This is a genomic window from Paenibacillus sp. FA6 (assembly GCF_051550225.1).
GTDB lineage: Bacteria > Bacillota > Bacilli > Paenibacillales > Paenibacillaceae > Paenibacillus_AQ.
Window position 1 is genome coordinate 4,275,618 of the sequence record NZ_CP188820.1, and the last position, 21,602, is coordinate 4,297,219.

Annotated in this window: 19 protein-coding genes; 5 read left to right on the plus strand and 14 right to left on the minus strand. The window is 42.9% G+C overall.

Features of this window, described 5'->3' with window-relative positions; genetic code table 11:
* Positions 1–31: 31 nt before the first annotated feature.
* Positions 32–865: a sulfate ABC transporter permease subunit CysT gene (gene cysT, locus ACP8HI_RS19645; protein ID WP_438347859.1), complete on the minus strand. Its 834-nt coding sequence runs from the start codon at positions 863–865 to the stop codon at positions 32–34.
* 49 nt (positions 866–914) lie between these two features.
* Entirely contained in the window at positions 915–2,012 is a 1,098-nt protein-coding gene (locus ACP8HI_RS19650; protein ID WP_438351909.1) for a sulfate ABC transporter substrate-binding protein, read from the minus strand.
* Positions 2,013–2,376: 364 nt separating this feature from the next.
* Here ACP8HI_RS19650 and ACP8HI_RS19655 point away from each other — a divergent pair, with 364 nt between their 5' ends.
* Positions 2,377–3,303: an ArsR/SmtB family transcription factor gene (locus ACP8HI_RS19655; RefSeq protein WP_438347860.1), complete on the plus strand. Its 927-nt coding sequence runs from the start codon at positions 2,377–2,379 to the stop codon at positions 3,301–3,303.
* 124 nt (positions 3,304–3,427) lie between these two features.
* On the opposite strand, the gene ACP8HI_RS19660 is transcribed toward ACP8HI_RS19655, so the two are convergent.
* From ACP8HI_RS19660 to ACP8HI_RS19670, 3 genes are all read right to left on the minus strand, one after another.
* Positions 3,428–4,942: an alpha-N-arabinofuranosidase gene (locus ACP8HI_RS19660; RefSeq protein ID WP_438347861.1), complete on the minus strand. Its 1,515-nt coding sequence runs from the start codon at positions 4,940–4,942 to the stop codon at positions 3,428–3,430.
* Positions 4,943–5,157: 215 nt separating this feature from the next.
* Positions 5,158–5,565, minus strand: coding sequence for a DUF4395 domain-containing protein (locus tag ACP8HI_RS19665; protein WP_438347862.1), 408 nt, complete (start codon positions 5,563–5,565; stop codon positions 5,158–5,160).
* 142 nt (positions 5,566–5,707) lie between these two features.
* Positions 5,708–6,130, minus strand: coding sequence for an Rrf2 family transcriptional regulator (locus ACP8HI_RS19670; RefSeq protein WP_438347863.1), 423 nt, complete (start codon positions 6,128–6,130; stop codon positions 5,708–5,710).
* A 161-nt stretch (positions 6,131–6,291) separates the two neighbouring features.
* Here ACP8HI_RS19670 and ACP8HI_RS19675 point away from each other — a divergent pair, with 161 nt between their 5' ends.
* From ACP8HI_RS19675 to ACP8HI_RS19685, 3 genes are read left to right on the plus strand one after another with little or no spacing between them, the layout of a single operon-like run.
* The gene (locus ACP8HI_RS19675) at positions 6,292–6,786 is read left to right on the plus strand and encodes a CcdC family protein (RefSeq protein WP_438347864.1); all 495 of its coding nucleotides are present in this window, start codon (positions 6,292–6,294) and stop codon (positions 6,784–6,786) included.
* A gap of 52 nt (positions 6,787–6,838) precedes the next feature.
* A complete protein-coding gene (locus tag ACP8HI_RS19680) occupies positions 6,839–7,111 on the plus strand; it encodes a PadR family transcriptional regulator (protein ID WP_438347865.1) in 273 nt (90 codons plus the stop codon).
* Positions 7,108–7,335: a hypothetical protein gene (locus ACP8HI_RS19685; protein WP_438347866.1), complete on the plus strand. Its 228-nt coding sequence runs from the start codon at positions 7,108–7,110 to the stop codon at positions 7,333–7,335. The genes ACP8HI_RS19680 and ACP8HI_RS19685 overlap by 4 nt, the downstream gene beginning before the upstream one ends.
* A 178-nt stretch (positions 7,336–7,513) precedes the next feature.
* Here ACP8HI_RS19685 and ACP8HI_RS19690 read toward each other — a convergent pair whose 3' ends face one another.
* From ACP8HI_RS19690 to ACP8HI_RS19715, 6 genes are all read right to left on the minus strand, one after another.
* Positions 7,514–7,777 carry an HPr family phosphocarrier protein gene (locus ACP8HI_RS19690; RefSeq protein ID WP_438347867.1) on the minus strand — a complete coding sequence of 88 codons (264 nt, stop codon included), beginning with the start codon at positions 7,775–7,777 and terminating at the stop codon, positions 7,514–7,516.
* Positions 7,777–9,495, minus strand: a complete 1,719-nt coding sequence (gene ptsP / locus ACP8HI_RS19695; protein WP_438347868.1) for a phosphoenolpyruvate--protein phosphotransferase — start codon at positions 9,493–9,495, stop codon at positions 7,777–7,779. Before ptsP ends, ACP8HI_RS19690 begins: the two co-directional genes overlap by 1 nt.
* A gap of 26 nt (positions 9,496–9,521) precedes the next feature.
* Entirely contained in the window at positions 9,522–10,676 is a 1,155-nt protein-coding gene (locus ACP8HI_RS19700; protein WP_438347869.1) for a mannitol-1-phosphate 5-dehydrogenase, read from the minus strand.
* Positions 10,673–11,113, minus strand: a complete 441-nt coding sequence (locus ACP8HI_RS19705; protein ID WP_438347870.1) for a PTS sugar transporter subunit IIA — start codon at positions 11,111–11,113, stop codon at positions 10,673–10,675. Before ACP8HI_RS19705 ends, ACP8HI_RS19700 begins: the two co-directional genes overlap by 4 nt.
* Before the next feature lie 6 nt (positions 11,114–11,119).
* Positions 11,120–13,195, minus strand: a complete 2,076-nt coding sequence (locus tag ACP8HI_RS19710) for a BglG family transcription antiterminator (protein ID WP_438347871.1) — start codon at positions 13,193–13,195, stop codon at positions 11,120–11,122.
* A gap of 85 nt (positions 13,196–13,280) precedes the next feature.
* Positions 13,281–14,756 carry a PTS mannitol transporter subunit IICB gene (locus tag ACP8HI_RS19715; RefSeq protein WP_438347872.1) on the minus strand — a complete coding sequence of 492 codons (1,476 nt, stop codon included), beginning with the start codon at positions 14,754–14,756 and terminating at the stop codon, positions 13,281–13,283.
* A gap of 362 nt (positions 14,757–15,118) precedes the next feature.
* On the opposite strand from ACP8HI_RS19715, the gene ACP8HI_RS19720 reads away from it, so the two are divergent.
* Positions 15,119–16,867: an alpha-glycosidase gene (locus ACP8HI_RS19720; protein ID WP_438347873.1), complete on the plus strand. Its 1,749-nt coding sequence runs from the start codon at positions 15,119–15,121 to the stop codon at positions 16,865–16,867.
* Between the two features lie 273 nt (positions 16,868–17,140).
* Here the strand turns inward: ACP8HI_RS19720 and ACP8HI_RS19725 are convergent, their stop codons facing one another.
* The 3 genes from ACP8HI_RS19725 to ACP8HI_RS19735 all read right to left on the minus strand — a co-directional run bounded on the left by ACP8HI_RS19725 (position 17,141) and on the right by ACP8HI_RS19735 (position 21,552).
* A complete protein-coding gene (locus ACP8HI_RS19725) occupies positions 17,141–19,150 on the minus strand; it encodes a methyl-accepting chemotaxis protein (RefSeq protein ID WP_438347874.1) in 2,010 nt (669 codons plus the stop codon).
* A 258-nt stretch (positions 19,151–19,408) separates the two neighbouring features.
* A complete protein-coding gene (locus ACP8HI_RS19730) occupies positions 19,409–20,254 on the minus strand; it encodes a sugar ABC transporter permease (RefSeq protein WP_438347875.1) in 846 nt (281 codons plus the stop codon).
* Positions 20,251–21,552, minus strand: a complete 1,302-nt coding sequence (locus ACP8HI_RS19735; protein ID WP_438347876.1) for an ABC transporter permease subunit — start codon at positions 21,550–21,552, stop codon at positions 20,251–20,253. Before ACP8HI_RS19735 ends, ACP8HI_RS19730 begins: the two co-directional genes overlap by 4 nt.
* Positions 21,553–21,602 lie beyond the last annotated feature (50 nt).

Consider the following 21,602-nt stretch of genomic DNA (forward strand, 5'->3'; position numbering starts at 1 on the left):
TTTATCAAAATAATGACTATTTCTCTCTTGATCAGCGGGAGGTCCGACGCACCCAGCGTTGTAATGTGTTGATCATCAATAATAAGAAGAACGAAATAAGCAATAAGAGTATAGCGACTGCAGTGGCACCGGCATAATCATATTGCTCAAGCTTTGACATGATCAGAAGAGGGGCAATTTCCGTTCTCATAGGCATATTACCAGAGATAAATACGACTGAACCGTACTCGCCTATCCCCCGTGCAAAAGCTAAAGCAAAGCCAGTCAGTAGCGGCGGTAACAAATGGGGCAACAATACTGTGCAGAATGTACGCAAACGTCCCGCACCCAATGTTGCTGCTGCTTCTTCAGCATCTCTTTCCATATCCTCAAGCACGGGCTGCACGGTACGAACCACGAAGGGAATGCCAATAAACATCAGAGCTAGAGTGATCCCTATGGGAGTAAACGCTACTTTTAACCCTAGAGGCTCTAGGTACGAACCTATCCATCCATTCTGCGAATATAGAGCGGTTAGAGACACACCCGCTACTGCTGTAGGCAATGCAAAGGGAAGATCAATTAGGGCATCAAACACGGCCTTTCCAGGAAATCGATATCGTACCAATACCCATGCTAGAAGCAAGCCAAGTATAGCATCCAGTAGTGCAGCTACTGCCGCAGTCGTGAAACTAATTCGATAAGATGCTAATACACGAGGATCAGTCGCTACTTGCCAGAATTTATCCCAAGTGAGCCCCGTAGAGTTAAAGAGTAGCGCGGCTAAAGGGATAAGCACCACCATACTAAGATAAAAGACGCTAAACCCCATAGTCAGTCCAAATCCGGGAATGACTTTACGCTGAAACCTTTTAACATGACTCATTTCTATGTTCCTTCCTCACCTTCGACTTTTGATGTCGATCAGTTTCAATCTATTTACCAGGCACGTATATTTGATCAAATACTCCTCCGTCATTGAAATGCTTCTCCTGGGTTTCTTTCCATGTACCGAACACATCTTTTAAAGTAAATAGTTCAATACTAGGGAATGAGTCTTTGAATTTTTCTTTAACACTATCGAGCGTAGGACGGTAAAAGTTCTCCGCGGCAATACTCTGTCCTTCCTCTGTGTACAAATATTCCAAATAGGCTTCAGCCACTTCACGCGTCCCCCGTTTATCTACCACTTTATCAACTACTGCAACTGGGGGCTCAGCCAGAATACTCACTGAAGGATACACGATATCAAATTTATCAGGACCTAGTTCTTTTACCGATAAAATAGCTTCATTCTCCCAGGCAATGAGGACATCACCGATTCCACGTTCTACGAAAGTTGTTGTTGATCCACGCGCACCCGTGTCTAATACCGGGACATGCGTGAATAGATTCTTGACGAATTCCTCCGCCTTGGCCTCATCATTGCCATTCTCTCTTAGAGCATAGCCCCATGCAGCAAGGTAGTTCCAGCGTGCTCCGCCTGAAGTCTTAGGGTTCGGTGTGATAACTTCTACTCCATCCTTAACTAAATCTGACCATTCTTTAATTTCCTTTGGGTTTCCCTTCTTTACCAGAAACACAATAGTCGAAGTGTAAGGTGAACTATTCAGCTCGAACTTACTTTCCCAGCCTTCATTAATTACACCGTCTTTTTGAAGAGCGTCAATGTCATACCCCAATGCTAAAGTGACCACATCTGCCTCTAATCCATCAATAACCGCTCTACTCTGTTTCCCTGAACCACCATGAGACTGCTTAATAGTAACCTTCTGTCCCTTTTCCTTCTCCCAATAGGTGGCAAATGCTTTATTGTAACTTTCGTATAACTCACGCGTTGGATCATAGGAAACATTCAGAAGTTCTACATCCTTCAGCTTTGCTACCTCTTCTGTCTTCGGTGTATTCGTAGTAGTTGGAGTTGAAGCTGAAGCATTATCTGTCTTCGTCGTATTATTACCACATGCTGCTATCACCACAGTCATCAGTAGCATTAGGCCCATTACTATCCCTGGTTTCAACGTCTTCTTCATCATTATCACTCCCATTATTCTTCTTTACCTTCCACAAACAGGAACACAAAATAGACAGAGGAACATCACCTATAAGTGCTGTCAATCCGGTCACATTAAACCGTGGCTGCAGCCTTGAAAGTGATTTCCTCCGTCTGTACGGTAAGAAACGTTATTTTATTATTCCTACCTGTTTAGTATGGTATTGTCATATTGTAATGAGAATAGATCTATGTGTCAAACCTTTTTTATTAAAAATAAAAAACAAGTCATGAATATCCAATAATTATAAAACATGTAATTGTTAACTTTCAACTGATCAGTATATAATATTTATATATATGTTAATCAATTACGTCTAAATAAATGGAGGTTGAAAGTTATTATGGAATTGGATATATCGGAGAACTCCCTACCTGTCTATGAAGCTTTAGCGAGTCAGGTCAGATTAAATATGATTCAATTATTAGCCAAACAACATATGAATATTCGTGAGTTAGCAGAAGCACTAGGGCTTAGCAGTGCCATTATGACTATGCACGTTAAAAAGCTGGAAAAAGCTAAGTTGATCTCGACTCGTATGGTCCCCGGTAAAGGTGGTGTGCAGAAGATATGCTCACTAGCAACTGATAAATTAGAAATTAAGATGCCATTACCACTAGATCAAACTCGTGAATTCCATCAGACGGTAGTATCCATAGGGCACTATACGGATTTCGATGTTGTACCTACATGTGGTCTAGCCACTGTAGATCGTGTCATAGGTGAATTTGATGAGCCGCGCTACTTCTTGGATACAGAACGGGTTCACGCCAAAATATTATGGTTCGGACAAGGCTTCATCGAATATAAAGTGCCTAACTTCCTACTCTCAAGTCAAAAACCAGAAGAGCTCGAGATTTCACTAGAATTATCCTCTGAGGCCCCCTTTACGAATGATAATTGGCCTTCTGATCTTTCCTTTTATTTGAACGATACTCTCCTTGGTTCGTGGACAAGCCCTGGTGACTTCGGTGACAAGCGAGGTAAGCATACACCTGCATGGTGGCCAAGCGTTGTTAACCAATACGGTCTACTAAAGCGCCTTAGAATTACACATGAGGGTACCTTCATGGACGGTCACCTCATCTCCAATGTGAAGCTAGATCAGTTATCTATCGAAGACAAGCAATGGGCCTTTCGCATTGCAGTCCTTGACGATGCTCAACATATTGGTGGTGTCACACTCTTCGGTACAGGATTTGGCAACTACAATCAAGATATTCTATTCAAGCTCTATTACACGCAGGAAGCTCGACAGACTGAAGCATAGTTTTATCCTCCTATGCCTCTCCACACAAACAAACAGGCTATTCCTTTATAAAGGAATAGCCTGTTTGTACCCATTATCTATTCATCATTAGTATTTCAGGGTGTGAATTATTTATGAACTGAAATTAACGTTTAGCCAAACGAATTACATTCCACGATGCCTTTGGTAAGACCACCTCAAGCATACCATTATCAAGCTTGGATTGACCTTGATGATGCGGTTTAACAGCTTCATGATCCGCAGTATTCACGGCTTTGAGATCGCCATTATTCTCAAGAACAATATGTTCCACGATGCTGTAACCCTCGAAGCTACGAACATCCGCATTCAGAATCAACGATTCCTCCAGATGACGGTTTACCGCAAATACAGTTACGCTCTCTTCTTCATCATTATATACAGCAGTAGAATCCAAATAAGGTACATCGGTGTAGTCCTTACTGTCATATTTAGGAGATGAGTTAATCGTTTGTAACGCAATTCCACGCCCGAATACGGAAGTGTGCATATAAGGATAGAATATAGTCTGTTTCCAAGAACGACCATTATTCTCAGTCATGATCGGTGCAATGACGTTGACAAGCTGAGCTAGGCAAGCCATCTTGACACGATCGGCGTACTTAAGGAACGTAATCAACATACTCCCTACTAATAGGGCATCCTCGAAGTTATAAACATCCTCTAGCTGAGGAGGTGCCACGGTCCACGGGTCAATCTTACGATCCGATTCATTGGAGTGGTACCATACATTCCACTCATCGAAGCTGAGATTCATCGTTTTCTTACTGCGTTTCTTAGCCTTAATATAATCGCATGTCGAAATGATCGTCCGAATGAAATGGTCTGTCTCCATACTTTTTGCAAGATAGTTAGCGGAATCATTCTCTGCATTTCCATGATATTGGTGTAGGGATACAAAATCCACTGCATCATATGTATGAGTCAGCGTCGTCGCTTCCCACTCCGGAAAAGTCGGCATCCTCGTGTTAGAGCTACCGCATGAAACAAGCTCAATGGATGAGTCTACCAGACGCATAGCCTTTGCTGTCTCGACAGCTAGACGACCATACTCCTCCGCAGTCTTGTGCCCAATCTGCCATGGCCCATCCATTTCATTACCTAGACACCATGTCTTAATACGATGAGGCTGCTCATATCCATGTTTACGACGGAGATCACTATAGTACGTACCACTAGGATGGTTACAATACTCAAGCAAGTTACGTGCAGCATCAATACCACGTGTTCCAAGGTTCACAGCCATCATGACATCCGCACCTACTGCTTTTCCCCAGTCCATGAATTCGTTCGTCCCAACCTGATTATTCTCAATTGTACGCCATGCTAGCTCCAGACGCTTAGGACGTTCACCCTTTGGTCCTACGCCATCTTCCCAATTGTATGCAGACACCATATTTCCGCCTGGATACCGAATAATCGGCACTTGAAGTTCTTTCACTAGCTCAATAACATCTTTACGGAATCCCTGCTCATTCGCAAGTGGATGCTCGGGTTCGTATATCCCCCCATAGACTGCCCGCCCTAAATGCTCTATGAATGATCCATAGATACGATTATCTACGCGTGCAATTTGAAAGTCTTTGTCAATGACCATTTTAGCTTGAAGTTTTGTACTCATAATCAACATTCCTTCCTAATTGTTTATTAATATATTTACTATTAAGTTTATATTTATATTACGATATAAATATACCGCCATGTTATCCGCTTTGTCAACGAGTCAATAAAGCGTTTGCAAAGGGCAATGTATTCCTAAGAAAAGTCATTATCCACAAATAGAAATAGACAGACCTGAATACCCCCATGGTCTGTCTATTTTGGATACTAAATAACTTAAGCTTGATTTCTTCTTGCTCTGAACTGCTTGTACTGGAAGTAAACAGTACATCCAACGCAGTATCCACATAGTGCAACAAATGCCGCTACGAATAACAACCCAACAACAATATAGCCTATCACCTGCAACTGAGTTACGAATGCTAGCAGAGATATTGTAAGAAATCCAACAGCTAATTTATTATTAAATCGCTGTAATTCCTCTGCCTGCGTTGCTGCCCCCTTCACATTCAGAAAAGGTCGAACCAGCAGTACGAACAAATTCTTACCGCTAAGAAGACCAATAACCTGAATCAACCAAAGAGCTAACAATATATAAGGTTGATTAAACACAGCTGTTAATATAATACAAAGTACGATACCGATCTGATTCACCTTTACATAGGCTTCTGGGATTTCCTTCATTCGATTCACCCTCCTTTTCTAATAAAATGATTATGATCTAAATATAGTGAATTATTCCTATGTATTCAATATGAATTAATGTATACATAAAAATAGCCCTGCTCATTTGCAGGACTTGTCTAAGCCATAACTATGAATTCCATCATTTAGTCGCCGACTGAATGTCTCGTGTTACATCTAATAATGTGATCTTATCGTAATGACGCTCCAGCGCCGATTCTCCACCACTATAAATTCGATCCATAATTTCTTGGATATGTTCAGATACTACACAGGGTGATTCCCCACCACCAGAACACCAACTCGGTTGTAGCGAGCCACGAGCAAGTAGACGATACAGATCTCCAAGGGTTACCTCAGCGCTGTCAATATTCAACAGATACCCGCCGCCAACACCTTCCTTCGTCGTTACATACCCTTGCTTCCGAAGCAAACCAAGCACTTTACGAACACGTGCTGGATGAGTGCATACACTCTTAGCAATGACATCACTATTAGCCATATGATCTTTCCTTAAGCTAAGAAGGGTTAAACAATGGACGGCAATATTAAACTCACTATTCATTTCATCGCTCCCTATCATCTGTAATTATATGCATAACAGTTATGATTGTCAAGCTTCCACTTCGATTCAAATTGAATATAGTCATCCTTATGCTATAATAAACATACTTATAGTGCGAGTTCGAAAATGTTATCAACTAAATATAGGGAGGCGTTCTCAGAGTGATCAATATTAGTCCCTCTATTCTTCAGCTTGGAACAACTTTGGGAGCTGCTGTTATAGCGCTACTCGCTATATTCATTCGGTCCAAAGCAAGCAGCAAACCTATCACAATGAGAAAAATTATTATACCACCACTTGGTATGTCTACGGGATTTCTTATGTTCGTTGCACCCTTTACGCATATTCCCCTATTGTGGGCTGCTATATCACTTGTGATCGGTTGGTTTGTGTTCTCTTATCCGCTCATCCGTAGCACTCGTTTCAAAATCACAGATGGTCATGTCTATGCTGATCAATCCCGAAGCTTCACCTTTATCTTGCTTGGGATGCTTGCAGTTCGTATGTTCCTGCACCAAGTTATTGAACAATACATCACCATTCCACAGACCGGAGCATTATTCTTCATCTTAGCTTTTGGGATGATTGTCCGTTGGCGTATATTTATGCTGAAGGAATACAAACAACTGACCCAGTCGAGTGAACCCCTCGAATAGAATAGCTCTATGAATAAAACAAACCGCCCAACGTCATTCGTTGGGCGGTTTGTTGAATGAATTGATTAGTGTCGCGGAGAACAATATGCATGGTTACGCCATTATGGAAGATATCAAGACCTCATATAATGTCAGTATTGGACCCGGCACTTTATATGGAGCCATTAGCAGAATGGAAAAGATGGGCTTAATTGAGGCAGTTCCAACCAATGATAGAACTCAGCCCTATTGTATTACCGAGTTAGGAAGAGATTTCTTAAAAGAGAGATTACACGAACTGCAGACCGTTTCAACACTAGGATTTAAAAGGTTGGGGTTAGCGTGAAAATTTTGTTAAAGCTATATCCGAAAAAATGGAGAAATCGTTATGGTGATGAATTCTTATTTCTTCTTGAGAAGAGGAATTTATCTTTCAAAAATGTGACTGACATCATCTTAAATGCTCTCGATACAAGATTACTACTATTCGTTGAGGGGTTGCATGTGGAATTACTAGAGTTATCAAGACAGCACAACAAGAAGACGTATTTCTTCCAAAAGGCTTACTAAAGTTCGAAAAAGAAGGATAATTCTATGCGAAAGTTTCTCATATAAAAATGCACCCCCTAGAATTTATCAGCTAAACCTGAAGGTTTCTCCAATCTATTCTAAGAGGTGCATTTCATCATTATTATCGGGTTAATTGTTACTTTTCATATAATGATATATTGTAATATATCTATTTAGCTTATTCCTCGTAAATCTTCGTCAGCAAGCCACCGAGTTCCTGAAGCGCTTCTTCCTCGCGTTCACCCTCGACTTCCAGTGTTACATCGTCGCCTTTTGCCAAACCCAACGCCAACATGCTAAGCGAACTTTTGCCGTTGACCTTTTTTGTGCCTTTAATCAAATTAACTTTGCAAGGAAACTGAGTCGCAGCTTGAACGAACATTTTGGTTGGACGAGCATGGAACCCAGACGGATGAATAACAGTATACGTTTGCGATAGCATTATAAATGACTCCTTTGTTCTACGAATTGTTTAACTTCTTCTTGCGTTCCCATAACTAGTGCATCTTCTACGAGATTCGCCCACTCACGCTTGGACAATTGACCGATCAACTCACGTGCGGGTAGAACAGAACCAGCACTCATGCTGAATTCGTTTAGTCCCATGCCGAGCAACAGCGGAATCGCCGTTAGTTCTCCCGCCATCTCACCGCACATGCCGGTCCATTTGCCAGCTCTCTCGGCCGCTTTGATGACCATATTCACAAGTCTAAGGATCGAAGGATGATAAGGCTGATAAAGATAAGCTACGGATTTATTCATCCGATCCGCCGCCATCGTGTACTGAATCAGATCATTCGTTCCAATACTAAAGAAATCAACTTCCTTGGCGAAATGATCAGCATTCAGCGCAGCAGCTGGAATCTCAATCATCATGCCCACTTCAATATTTTCGGACACAGCGATTCCTTCCTGTTGCAGCTTCACACGCTCTTCTTCCAGAATACGCTTCGCCTCACGCAATTCACTCAGTACTGCAATCATGGGGAACATGATGTTCAGCTTACCTGCCGTACTGGCCCGTAGCAGGGCACGCAATTGGGTACGGAACAGATCCTGACGCTCCAGACATAACCGCAGGGCGCGAAGACCGAGAAACGGATTGCTTTCCTTGGGCAACTCCAGATAAGGAAGCTCTTTGTCGCCGCCGATGTCCAGTGTCCGGATGACAACACGTTTCCCATTCATTTTTTCAAGAACATGCTTATATATTTGATACTGTTCTTCTTCAGTCGGAAACGAACTGCGTCCCATATATATAAATTCTGTACGGAATAGACCAACGCCATCAGCACCATTCTCAAGTACCTTCGCCAAATCCTCAATGCTACCGATATTAGCCGCTAGCTCAAGATGCTGTCCATCCTTAGATACAGAAGGCTGCTCAGCTAAAAGTTTCAACTGTACTCTGCGTTCTTCATAACGTTGCTTCTTCTCACGATATTCTAATAACTCTTCCTCAGAAGGATCTACAATAACAGTGCCTTCCGTTGCATCGATAATAAGCATTGCACCATCGGCGATAGAAGCCGCCGCTATTCCTACACCGACAACAGCCGGAACTTCCAGTGAACGCGCCATAATGGCAGAATGCGAAGTGCGGCTTCCCACTTCTGTTACAAAGCCCTGTACATAATTTAGATCAAGCTGAGCAGTATCCGAAGGTGTTAAGTCTTCTGTAATGATGACTATTTCCTCAGTAATACCGGATAGCGTAGCGTACGGCTTATCGATCAGGTGACTCATTACCCGTCCCGATACATCTTTCACGTCGATCGCTCGCTCGCGGAGCAGAGCATTGTCCATTTCTCTGAGCATTTCAACGACTCCGGTAGTCACCTCATACAACGCATATTCGGCACTTAATTGATCTTCAGCAATTTTATCTAGTGACGCATCAACAAGATCGGGGTCTTCCAGCAGAAACATATGGGATTCAAAAATTTCAGCTTTTTGTGCCCCCAACCTTTGTTCTGTGAGCTTACGAATTTCGTCAATCTCGATTTTGGATTTCTCCACAGCTTGACGAAAGCGTTCAGCTTCGGTTTCAACATTGGTAATCGTCTGCTTCTGCGGTATATGTTCTGTATTGGCATACCGGAATGCCTTAGCTATGGCAATTCCGGGGGAAGCAGCGACACCCATCAGTATATTGGTCATGATGTTTACTCCTCTCTATCCATTCATTATGCCCGCGGGGCGGAAATTTGATCGTAACTGTCGATCACGAGATGATACACAGGATGTCCTTCTGGAATGGACGTGTAATCTGTGACCGTTGGACCGATACCTCGATCCTTAATCGATTGTTGAAGAATGACCGACTCTGGATCTTCCTCATTGACGTAGCGAAGAGCCGCGGCCATTACCAAAGCCAGCTGTTTCGGCTCAATTCCCATCTCGTGCGCTTGCAGAGCTGGCTTAACAAGTCGGTCGTTCGGTGACAGCTTGCGAATCGGCGAACGGCCCACGCGTGTCACTTCATCGATCAAATGAGGGTTACGGAAACGCTTAATGGTTGTTTCAATGTATTTACCGTGCTCTGCTTTGTCAAAGCCATACTGGCCTATAAGAACAGCTCCTGTCTCGCCCAATGTCGCCCTTATTTCATCAACAACGCTGTCATCGGCCATGGCTTGCTGGATCGTCTCATACCCTTTCAAGTTGCCGATATAAGCCGTAGCACAGTGACCTGTATTGACCGTAAACAGCTTGCGTTCGATAAATGGAATGAGATTATCAACGTAGTGGATACCTTTAATTGGCTTATAGCCTTCAAACATAGCAGAAGCATCGACCACCCACTCATAGAATGGCTCAACCATGACTGCAAGCGGATCAGCATTATGCTGAATTGGCACGATTCGGTCTACAGCAGCATCTGGAAACGCCACAAATTCGGAAGCTTTCAACTTAGATGCTTCATCTAAATGACTGTAAACATGTTCCTTTAGTTGAGTGCTACCACCAATGGTATTTTCACAGGCGATGATATGCAATTTCCCTGCTCCATCGGCAATCCGTTTCTCAATACCAAGAGCAATCCCAGCAGCGATATGCTTTAGAATATTGACACCAACGGCCGTTGTGACCAAGTCCGCTTCCGCAACAGCCGAAACGACTGCATCCAGATTCGTCCCATCAATCGCGGTTACACCTTCGACATGCAGTTGCTCTTTGTCGTCATCAGCTAGCGTCACCGTATATTCACCGCGCTTCTGCAACTCTGCAACGAGCGTTTGATTCACATCGGAGAATATGACCTCGTATCCGGATTGTGAAAGCAGCAATCCGATAAAACCACGTCCAATGTTACCTGCTCCGAAATGTACAGCTTTCATTCTTCTTCCATTCCTTTTTCAAAAATTTCGATCATTTCTTCTGGAGTCGAAGCTTTCAGAATCCGCTCCATGCTTTCATCATCTGAGCAAATCATCGCAACGTTGGTCAGAATGTCCAGGTGATCATCACCGATAGCCGCAATTCCGATTACCAAATGTGCAATGTCGCCCTCACCGAAGTCCACACCTTCAGGAAACTGCACAATAGAAAGTCCTGTAGTTTTAACGGATCCCTTGGATTGGCCTGTACCGTGCGGAATAGCAAGACCACCACCCATATATGTGGAAAGAGAGTCTTCACGTTCAATCATACTGTCGATATAATTTGGCTCCACGTGTCCAGCTTGTACTAGCAGTTCACCAGCCATACGAATCGCCTCGTATTTATCGTTAACAACCGCGTTCAATTTCACTTTATTTGGGGAAAGTATACTCATTCATCTTCACTCTCTTTCTATTTTTGTATTGAAAAATGTTTTCAAATTGACTGTTAAATAGTTACGGATCGCTGTTTCATCACCCGCTTCTAGCAGTGCAATCATTTCACTATCAAGTAGCATTGCGCTAATCTCGCTCAGTACTTCCAGGCTCTCTCGTGACATCGTCTGAGGAGCCAGCATCAGCAAGAACTGACTTAGCCGCGAAGGCGGTACCGTCGCCACCGGAAGCGATCCAACCAGTCGATAAAGCGACAAAGATGACTGTTTAACTTCAGGACTCCGGGTATGAAAAAGAGCAAGGGCGGTGCCGGGAATCATCTGGCTACCACTTTGCTCACGTTCAAGCAATTGTTTCGTGACAGTAGAAGCGCTTGTAATGAAGCCTTCCTCTTCCTCGAATCGGCATGCCTCTTCCAATATCTCGGGTAGCTCATAGCTTCCCTCTTGGATCTGAACTACTTTGAAATGTTCGATCAATCGCACGATCTCATTCAACGTAGTATTCAAGCTTTGCAGATAAACGAATGCGGGTTGCGAGGTCATCTTTGCCTTACCTATGGACACACCTGCACCAAGGCTATCCAGCGTCTGTTCTCTTATAAATGATCGTAATCGTTCCGATTCCCCAGACGTGAGGAGTGGACTAACCTTCATATATTGCCAAGGGTCAAGCGGTAAATCAATCGTAGAAATGATCAGATCGTACGTCTCCTCCGAAATTCTGGATGCCTCGTACCATGAAACCCGGTCGACAATGTAGATCTGCGGAAGCTCCTTCTGAAGTCGAATCTGCAGCAACTTGGAGGATCCTATGCCGCTAGTACATACCAATATGGCGCGTACATCTCGCTGCAGCTGCTTGAGTCGCTCCAGCGACGCCCCGAAGTGCATGACAAGGAATCCTATTTCCTCATTCGGTACATCTAGCTCGGGAAGCACGCTATTCGTCGCTTCGCGTACAATGCCAAACAATCTGGCATAATCCCTTTTTATCTGATCCAGAAGTGGATTGCGTATATTCAGGCCATCATGCAACCTCTGAATAGCGACTTTCATATGATCAAATAACCCTTCCCTAAGAGAAAGATCTTCACTGAAATCTACTCCCATCACCTGCTGTATATGCAGGATAAGGGAACGTACCGTTTCCGCTAATGCCAAATCATCCCCCGGCAGAAGCATCATACCTTCTTGCTGTGCATACTCCAACAGCCCTAGTATATATAACGTCTCAGCTGGTCGTAGTGAAGCCCCCATATGCTTGGACAGCATTTCCGTCAGACCAAGTGCCCCGGTTTCGTCCTGTGATACGCGGTTCTCCATCCGCTTCGTTTCGTATTGAGCGCGAACAGTCTTCCCTGCTCGAATCCGCCGCAGTGCAATGGAAATCCGGATCAACAAATCGGTATAGGCATTCTCGCTTAATCGTTCGGCCCAATGCTCCTCCCAATTCCATAAGATGCCCTCGATATCCGCCATCTCTGCTTTGCCTGAAATCACGAATAGTTCCCTATCAAGCGGATGATTCGGTCGCTCGTCATCATGGAAGCTAATCAACTCTGCATCGTCAAGCCTTAGCTTGATTAGCTGTCGTATCGTCTCCCGCAGCCGCTCTTCCTGACCTGATAGTTCGACGCCATAGCCTCTTCTTCGAATCAGGGTTACACCAAATTTCTGAACCCAACGGGTAAGTTCATCAAGATCGCTACCTATAGTAGGCACAGTCACTTTCAACTCGTGAGCCAGCGTAAATAGCTTGACTGGCTCATTGTTCTCCAAAAGAAGAATTAATATATATATTTGCCTTTCATCGGGGGAGAAATCGGTATCTTCCGAGGTGGAGATAGTACGACGTAGCTCCTCTAGCCTCGCCGCCTCACCCTGCAGACGGATGCCAGTGCCCGATTTCCTCACTAACTTAATACCCCTCGAACGTAATACATCTTCAACCGCTACCAATTCGCGATGTACAGTTCTTGAACTGACATGAATGTCAGCTGCGATTTCTGATGTTGTAAGATCGCGGTTTCTCCGAAGTAACAGTTCTAGTATTTGACGAGTTCTACTGGAAACATTCATTCGCAACCTCCCTAATAACAGCATAATGACTCAAACGCTGGCGATAAGTCGCCAGCGCTAGAGCCTATTGTGGTGAGATTGACAATCAGCTGAATCGGTCCACGAGTTTTTCATACTCAGGACTCTTCAGAAAGTTGTCAATGGAGATATGCTCCGCCTTCGGTGCCTTGGCTTTAGCCCGATCGGTCAATGATTTGTGTGTGATGACGATATCTGCATCATCCGGAATTTCGCTTATTGCTGTATTGATGACTGTAATTTCCGAACCTGCAGCTTTCATCTTTTTGCGCAGGATCGAAGCACCCATTGCACTTGAACCCATACCTGCATCGCAAGAGAAGACGATCTTATGAATATCTTCTACCGGTTTAACCACTTCGTTGTTGGACTTGGTAGAATCAACGACTGCTTGAAGACCCGCATCCTTGACAGCCTCTTTTGCTGCTGCAGGAGCTCCTGCGGCCTTCATTTCTTTCAATTTCGAAGTTGCTTGTTCCAGATCTTCGGAATCTTCATCATCCTTTTTAGACGTTTTGAGCATCAGAACTGCGACAACAAACGTGACAATGGCTGCCGTCACAACGCCGCTTAACGCCTGTAGAATTCCACCTTTAGGTGCCATGATGAAGTAAGCGATAATACTCCCAGGAGAAGGTGGTGAGACAAGACCCGCTCCAAACAATGAGAATGTAAATGTCCCTGTGACACCCCCTGCTATCACCGCCAGAATAAGTTTAGGCTTCATCAGGATGTACGGAAAGTAGATCTCATGAATACCACCAAAGAAGTGGATAATTGCTGCGCCAGGAGCCGATTGCTTCGCTGAACCGCGTCCTGCAAACATATAAGCGAGCAGGATACCAATACCCGGACCTGGATTGGATTCTAACATAAATAAAATGGATTTTCCGGTTCTGGCTGCTTCATCCAATGCAATCGGACTGAGCACACCGTGGTTGATCGCATTGTTTAGGAATAAAATTTTGGCCGGTTCAATGATGATATTCACCAGCGGAATTAGGTTTTGGTTAACCAAAAATTCCACTCCGAGAGTCAGCCCATTGGTCAACCCCCCGATAAGAGGGCCTATACCAGAGTAAGAAATCAAAGTCAGAATTGCTCCGATAATGCCGAGTGAGAAATTGTTAACAAGCATTTCGAAGCCTGACTTAATTTTCCCTTCAACCGCGTTATCAAATTGCTTCAGTATCCATGCAGCCAGCGGACCGCAAATCATCGCTCCCAAGAGCATTGGGATGTCCGCGCCTAAGATAACCCCCATTGTCATTAAAGCACCGATGACTCCACCACGCTGTTTGTGTATCATCGTACCGCCCGTATAACCAATCAGCAGCGGAAGTAAATATTTAATGCTTGGATCAACAAGGTTTGCTAAGTATGCATTCGGAAACCATCCCGTAGGTATAAACATCGCTGTAATGAGTCCCCAAGCAATGAACGCGCCGATATTCGGCATAACCATCCCGCTCAGGAATCGACCGAACTTTTGAACCCCGACTCGAATGCTCGCGGTTGAAGCCTTGTCTTTAACCTCTCCCATATTCGGTTCCTCCTAAATATAAAGTCACTTTCTTTTACCGAATTAGCCTAGTTCACCTATTCAATTCAGTATATATCTATGGTAGATCGTACATTGCTTTAGAACAACAAAAGGATGACTTCGTTTTGTCAGTCATATTGTTGACATAATTTAAGATAGTTATTACAATTTCAGGCTTTTCCTATGGGTAGCAATATACGGCCAATGAGTTTTATGGTATATTCAAATTATCTGATCGCTAATGTTCAATGTATTACAATAAAATTTATAGGCAATGCTACCACTTATTAATTGGGTACAACCTCGGCTATGTTCTAGTCTTGTGTTGTGCCCTTTTTTGGTAGTCATGGGAGGAGAATATCATGTTATTAGAAGCTATTTACCATCGTCCGAAACAAAACTGGTGCTATGCTTACGATGAGCGCACCATACATATTAGAATTCGTACCAAGCGAAATGACGTTGATGCTGTTCATGCTATGGCAGGTGACAAATATGCATGGGATCAGACGGTTGCTTACATACCTATGACTATCATGTCGTCTGATGAAATGTTTGATTATTGGGAGTGTGAAGTTATACCGCCGTACCGCCGCTTAAAATATGGGTTCTTATTGCAAGAAGGCGATCAGAAATTATGGATGACGGAGTACACTTTCTTGGGTGAGCCTCCTGCGGATCCGAATCGTCTCTTTGAATTTCCATATATCAATTTAATCGATGTATTTACAACACCTGAGTGGGTCAAGGATGCTGTGTTCTATCAGATATTTCCGGAAAGATTTGCAAATGGCGATCCTAGCATAAACCCCGTAGGAACACTTCCATGGGGCGGAACACCAAGACCAGACAATTTCTTTGGCGGCGATTTGCAAGGCGTTATTGATCACATTGACTATCTGAGTAACTTAGGAATCAATGCACTCTATTTCACACCATTGTTTACTGCAACAACGAACCATAAATACGATACGGAAGATTATTTACAGCTTGATCCTCAATTCGGTGATATTAACTTACTGAAGAAGCTAGTGTCCATCTGTCATGAACGTGGAATACGTGTTGTAATGGATGCTGTATTTAATCATTCTGGCAGAACGTTCGCACCGTTTGTCGATGTACAGAAGAATGGGGAACAGTCCCGCTATCGTGATTGGTTCCATGTCTCCAAGTTTCCAATTACAGTAGAGAATGGCATTCCAACATACGATACCTTTGCCTTCGAACCTTTGATGCCCAAGCTTAATACCGAGAATCCTGAAGTCAAAGCCTATCTACTTCATGTGGCTGAATATTGGATTACAGAAGTTGGAATTGACGGGTGGCGGCTTGATGTAGCCAATGAGGTCGATCATCAATTCTGGAGAGAGTTCCGGCAAGCCGTTAAGAAAGCGAAGCCAGATGCTTATATACTAGGTGAGATATGGCATGACGCATCAAATTGGCTACAAGGCGATCAATTTGATGCGGCCATGAATTACCCTTCCACCAATGCAATCCTTGATTTCTTCGTAGAAGGTTCCACGGATGCAGAAGGTTTCTCACACGCCATCGGCAAGCAGATAGCTCACTATCCTCGTCAAGCAAATGAAGTTGCATTTAACTTGCTTGATAGCCATGATACAGCGCGTCTAATTACACTTTGTAAGGATGATAAGAGCAAAATGAAGCTCACGGTCACATTCCTATTCACCTTTACCGGAACACCATGTATATACTATGGTGATGAAATAGGTCTAACAGGTGGGAATGATCCTGAGTGCCGGAAGTGCATGGAATGGGATCCCGCTAAACAGGATCATGATCTATTTAAGTTCTATCAGGAATTGATAACGATTCGTCTGAACCATCGTGCACTTCGTACAGGTACATTTACATTCCTTTCCCCTGCGGCAGGAAGTACATTACTGGCTTATGCACGTGAGGATGATAATGAGAAATTTGTCATTATCATGAATAATAATAGTAAGGTTCAATCCACTACGATCGCTTTAGAGGATTCCCAATTCGAGGATATCCGTACCAAGAAATCGCATATGATCAATAAAGGATTAATGAACGTAGAATTACTTCCTTACGAATGTTTGATATTAAAAGCTGTACGTAAATAGACAAATAAGCTAATACTTTGTAGAGTACAATCGCAAGCGGATTTCAGCTAGATAGTGAAGCACTGACTTTGAGGTTAAGCTAGAAGTTATATGCTTTTAATTTTGTGTAATGAATTTTAATAAATAAAGGCGACTATTCATTCAATTCTGAATGAATAGTCGCCTTTATTATACGAAAAAGGACTTCTTTCGCACGAATAGATTGTACAAAAGAAGTCCTTAATGCAAAATTCATACTTATAGAAAACAAGGTATACTATTCGGAGCGATAACTTAGGTTATAAATTTGACTAGTGTTTGATTGAACGTCTCTGACATTTCTTCAAGCCTCTTCGATAAATCTACCAACTTCTCACTCACAATATATTGCTGAGTGGACATTGAAGCAACCTCCTCCGTCGAGGCACTTGTCTCTTGGACAACTGCACTTATAGAAGTGATGGACGCAGATAATAGCTGTTGGGCTTCGATCAACTCTTTTACAAAGATGGAGGATTTATCAATTTCTAGAAGAAACTCACCCATTTGCTGCTTCACACTTCCAAAAATATGGGATGCCTCCATAACCGATTCCATTTGCTCATCTATTACTGGTGATACTTCATTTAATGATGTTGCCGTATGTTCAATACCTCGTAAGATTTCGTCCGTAATCCCCGCTACCGTCTGAATAGATTGCTTAGATCCATCAGCAAGCTTGCGAATTTCTTCAGCCACAACCATGAAGCCACGCCCTGCTGTACCCGCTCTTGCTGCCTCTATGGAAGCATTGATCGATAGTATATTCGTTTGTTGCGTCATCGTGCTCATCAGTTCCAGTATTTTCTGAATAGAAGACGTGCTGTTCTTTAATTCTTCCGCTTCCCTCACAATGTTTCGATTCATCCCAACAATCTTCTCCGTTTTGCTAACAAGCTGATTCATATACTCCGTACCTTGCTCACTAACCTGCTGTACCCGATGCGCCGCCTGTTCCATTGCATCGTTGGCAGCAGATACTTTATGAATTTCACCGACCATCCGTTCAGCTAGCAGATTCTCATTCTCAGCTTCTATTGCCATACTTCCAGTACCAGAGGCAATCTCATTAGAGGCAGCCGCAATCTCGCCCGCAGTTATGGAGGTACTCTTCGAGACATGAGTCAATTCATCCGCTGTTTCCAGAACCTCTTGCGCCGAATGATGCATTTGCTCCACAAGTAACCCGATCTGCTGCATCATTTGATTAAAGCTGAATCCAAGTCGTCCTATTTCATCCTGACTCTTGAAGTTTGTACGTACCTGCAGATTTCCTTGTTCTCCTTCTTCCATCAGACGACATAACTTTGCAAGGGGCTTGCCGACTATTCGGAGCACATAATAACCGATCAGCAACGCAAATACCATGGCTAGCACAATCACAATCAATGTAACAACCAAAAGTTGATTCGTGCCTTTTACGAAATCCTTGAGGGGTGCATAGCCTAATAAAGCCCATTTCGTCGTATCCAATGTGTTATAGACAACAAGCTGTTCGACGCCATACTCATTATCCGTTGTAAAGGATCCGCTTTTCTCTCCATCTTGTTGTAATCGAATAAATGAGTCAGCTTCTATGAGATTGGTATCCTGAGTGTGAACAATTTTGTTATTATTCGTTAATACTGCCACTTGTCCACTCTCTCCAATCCTGAGATTCGACAGTATTTCTCCAAGCGCCTTCTCCTTTATTTCGATTAAAAGAATATATTCTGCCTCTGGTTGATTGATGTTACGTAGTAATCTTCCCATAGTCAAAGTAGGTTCTCCATAAATATTAAAGAATCCCTTTTTACTCGTAGGGAACCATTGGATCTGCCCTTTTGCCTCTATAATCTGTTTAACTTTGCTCTCAATATCCTCATCCGTTCGAACGCCAACTACTCCTATTGATTTATAGGAATCCACTTCAACTAGGTTCTTCTTCACTAGACGAACAGCGAAGAGTCTACTATCCGACCCTGTAATGGAACTTAATTTATTCCGAACTTCGCCCTCCATCGCATTCTTCTGTAAAGTGCCAATTCCAGGCTGATTGATAATCTCCAAGTTGCTCTTCAATTCCGTATCAACGGCCAGCTGCTTCGAAAGCGCTTCATATTGTGTGAATAAGAAATCAAGCTTACCCGCTGCTTGGACGATCGCTTGTGAGGATGCTTGAGCAACCTCGTCCTTAATAATCTCTTTCGATAATTGATATGATGATAGGCCCAGTACGGCAGACAATACTATGATGCCGGCAAATAACAATATGAATAGTTTCATACCGATTGTTCTTGGTCGTATTCTATGTACCCATTTCAAAATTGTCCCTCTCCTTTATCATTCAAGTAGAAACGGCTTTGCCGTCCTTTTTCAAGGACGGCACCCGTTTCAGCGGAAATATAAGGATTAGAGTATCAAGTGAAACTTATACTTCCTTATATTTTCAAAAAGGTACAGTTCCACCCTTGCGAGAACTGTACCTGGTTAAATTTCTACTACCAACTATGTTTCAACATTCATCACTTACCCTAACTACCGTTATCCCTTACTAGCTCCCGATGTTAAACCCTCTACAAGAAACTTCTGAAGGAACATAAATAGAATCGTAATTGGAACGGCTATAAGTACCGCACCTGCTGCGAACAACGTAAAGTTAGTATTCGTGTTCGAACTCACCATATCATACAATCCGACAGCTACAGTCCATTTCTCCTTAGATCGTAAGATCATCTTCGCAAAGATAAAGTCAACCCATGGACCAACAAATTGCGTTAATGCCATATAAGTGAGCATCGGTCTAGATAGTGGTAGAATAATTCGAATGAAGATTCTAAAATTACTCGCTCCATCTATTCTAGCCGCTTCGTCCAATGATCGCGGGATTGTGTCCAAGAATCCTTTGGCAATAAAAGTTCCCCCTAGGGGCGCACCTGCTGCATACACAATAATTAACGCAAGATGTGTATCTAACAAATTAAATTCTTTAAGAAGTAAATAAATAGCGATCATACTCATAAATCCTGGAAACATCCCAAGAACCAAGATTGTAGAAAGCGCCGTCTTCCGTCCACGGAAACGAAAACGTGAAACTGCATAACTCGTTAACAGTGTAAGGAAAATACCGATTAACATGGAAAGAATCGATATCTTTAACGTGTTCATATACCAATTACCAAATAAGTAACTTTTTGATGTAAATAATTCCCTGTAATGCTCGAAAGTTAAACTACTAGGAATCAGCGTCTTGCTGTACAGTGATTTACCCGGCCGAAGTGAACCAAGGATAACCCATAAGGCAGGATACACGGCAGAGATCGCTAATATAACCAGAACAATATAACTTAACGTCAAACGGAAACCATTCTTCGCTTTTCGTCTGCTCATTGGATCATATCCTCCTCTTTGAATGACTTCGTTCTACGGTAATTATATATAGAGAACGAGGCAAGGATTAGGAAAATGACGATCCCTACAGCAGAAGCCATATTGTATTTATTCTGATCTAACGTTAACTTGTACAACCAAGTAACGAGTAGATCGGTCGCTCCAGCATATTGGTAATCGCCCACGACTGGATTTCCGCTTGTTAGTAGGAAAATCGCATTAAAGTTATTGATATTTCCAGCGAATTGGGTAATGAGTATTGGTGCTGTCGAGAAGAGTATCATCGGCATCGTAACGATTCGGAACTTCTGATAATTCGTTGCACCATCCACTTCAGCCGCTTCATACATATCACGAGGGATCGTTGTTAAGACACCCATAATCAATATCATCGAGACTGGAATACCAACCCACATATTAACAACAATAACTGTAACCTTTGCCCAGAACGGGTCGGTCAACCAAGGAAGGCCATCTAAACCGAAATATTGAATATACTGATTTACAGGACCGAATTGACCATTGAACATATTTCTCATAACGAGCAATGAAATAAGCTGTGGAATCGCGTAAGGAATAATTAGAATCGTTCTCCACAAGCCTTTGAATTTGATCCCTTTTTGGTTAATCAGCAGAGCTACCAGTAGACCGCCAAAATAAGTAGTTACCGTTGATAGTACTGCCCAAATAAGGGTCCAAGTCAGAACGCCATAAAATGTGTGGCTCCATGTCTTGAGTGAAACTAAGTCCCTAAATGTATCAAAACCCACCCAATCCACAAGCTTAGCAGGCGGGATATGGTTTGGAGCAGAGTAATTCGTAAATGCTAGCATGACCATAAAAATGATAGGCATAACCGTGAAAAATAAAATACCCATTGCCGGTAAAGTCAAAAAGGCTTGTGCAAACTTATAATCTAAAATATAGCGAATTGATTGCAAAAAACTATTCGCATGTTCGCCCTGTTCCCTTTTCAACGCTATTTTACGTGCATCTCTTATATTCATAACATAAATGATCACAAAGACAATTAAGAATAATAATGTTATCAAACTTTGAATTAGAATAAAGATGGAGTGGTCTCCTGCAACATACTTTCCGTCGACCTTCATTCTCGGCGCATCCCCAAGCGATACGATACCCCATAAAGCTCTCACTAGATTGCTATTGAAATAAACAATCGCGTAAGCCTCAATTAGCAAAAATACAAGACCTTTGATCATTTGCCGGTTATATATTTGTCCCAGCCCCATGCTCATAATCGACAGTATCGTGGCTTTCTTGCGATATTGGCCCACAAGCTCTCTCCTCTCTCTAGACAAAATGAGGATTTACCCGCCACATGATG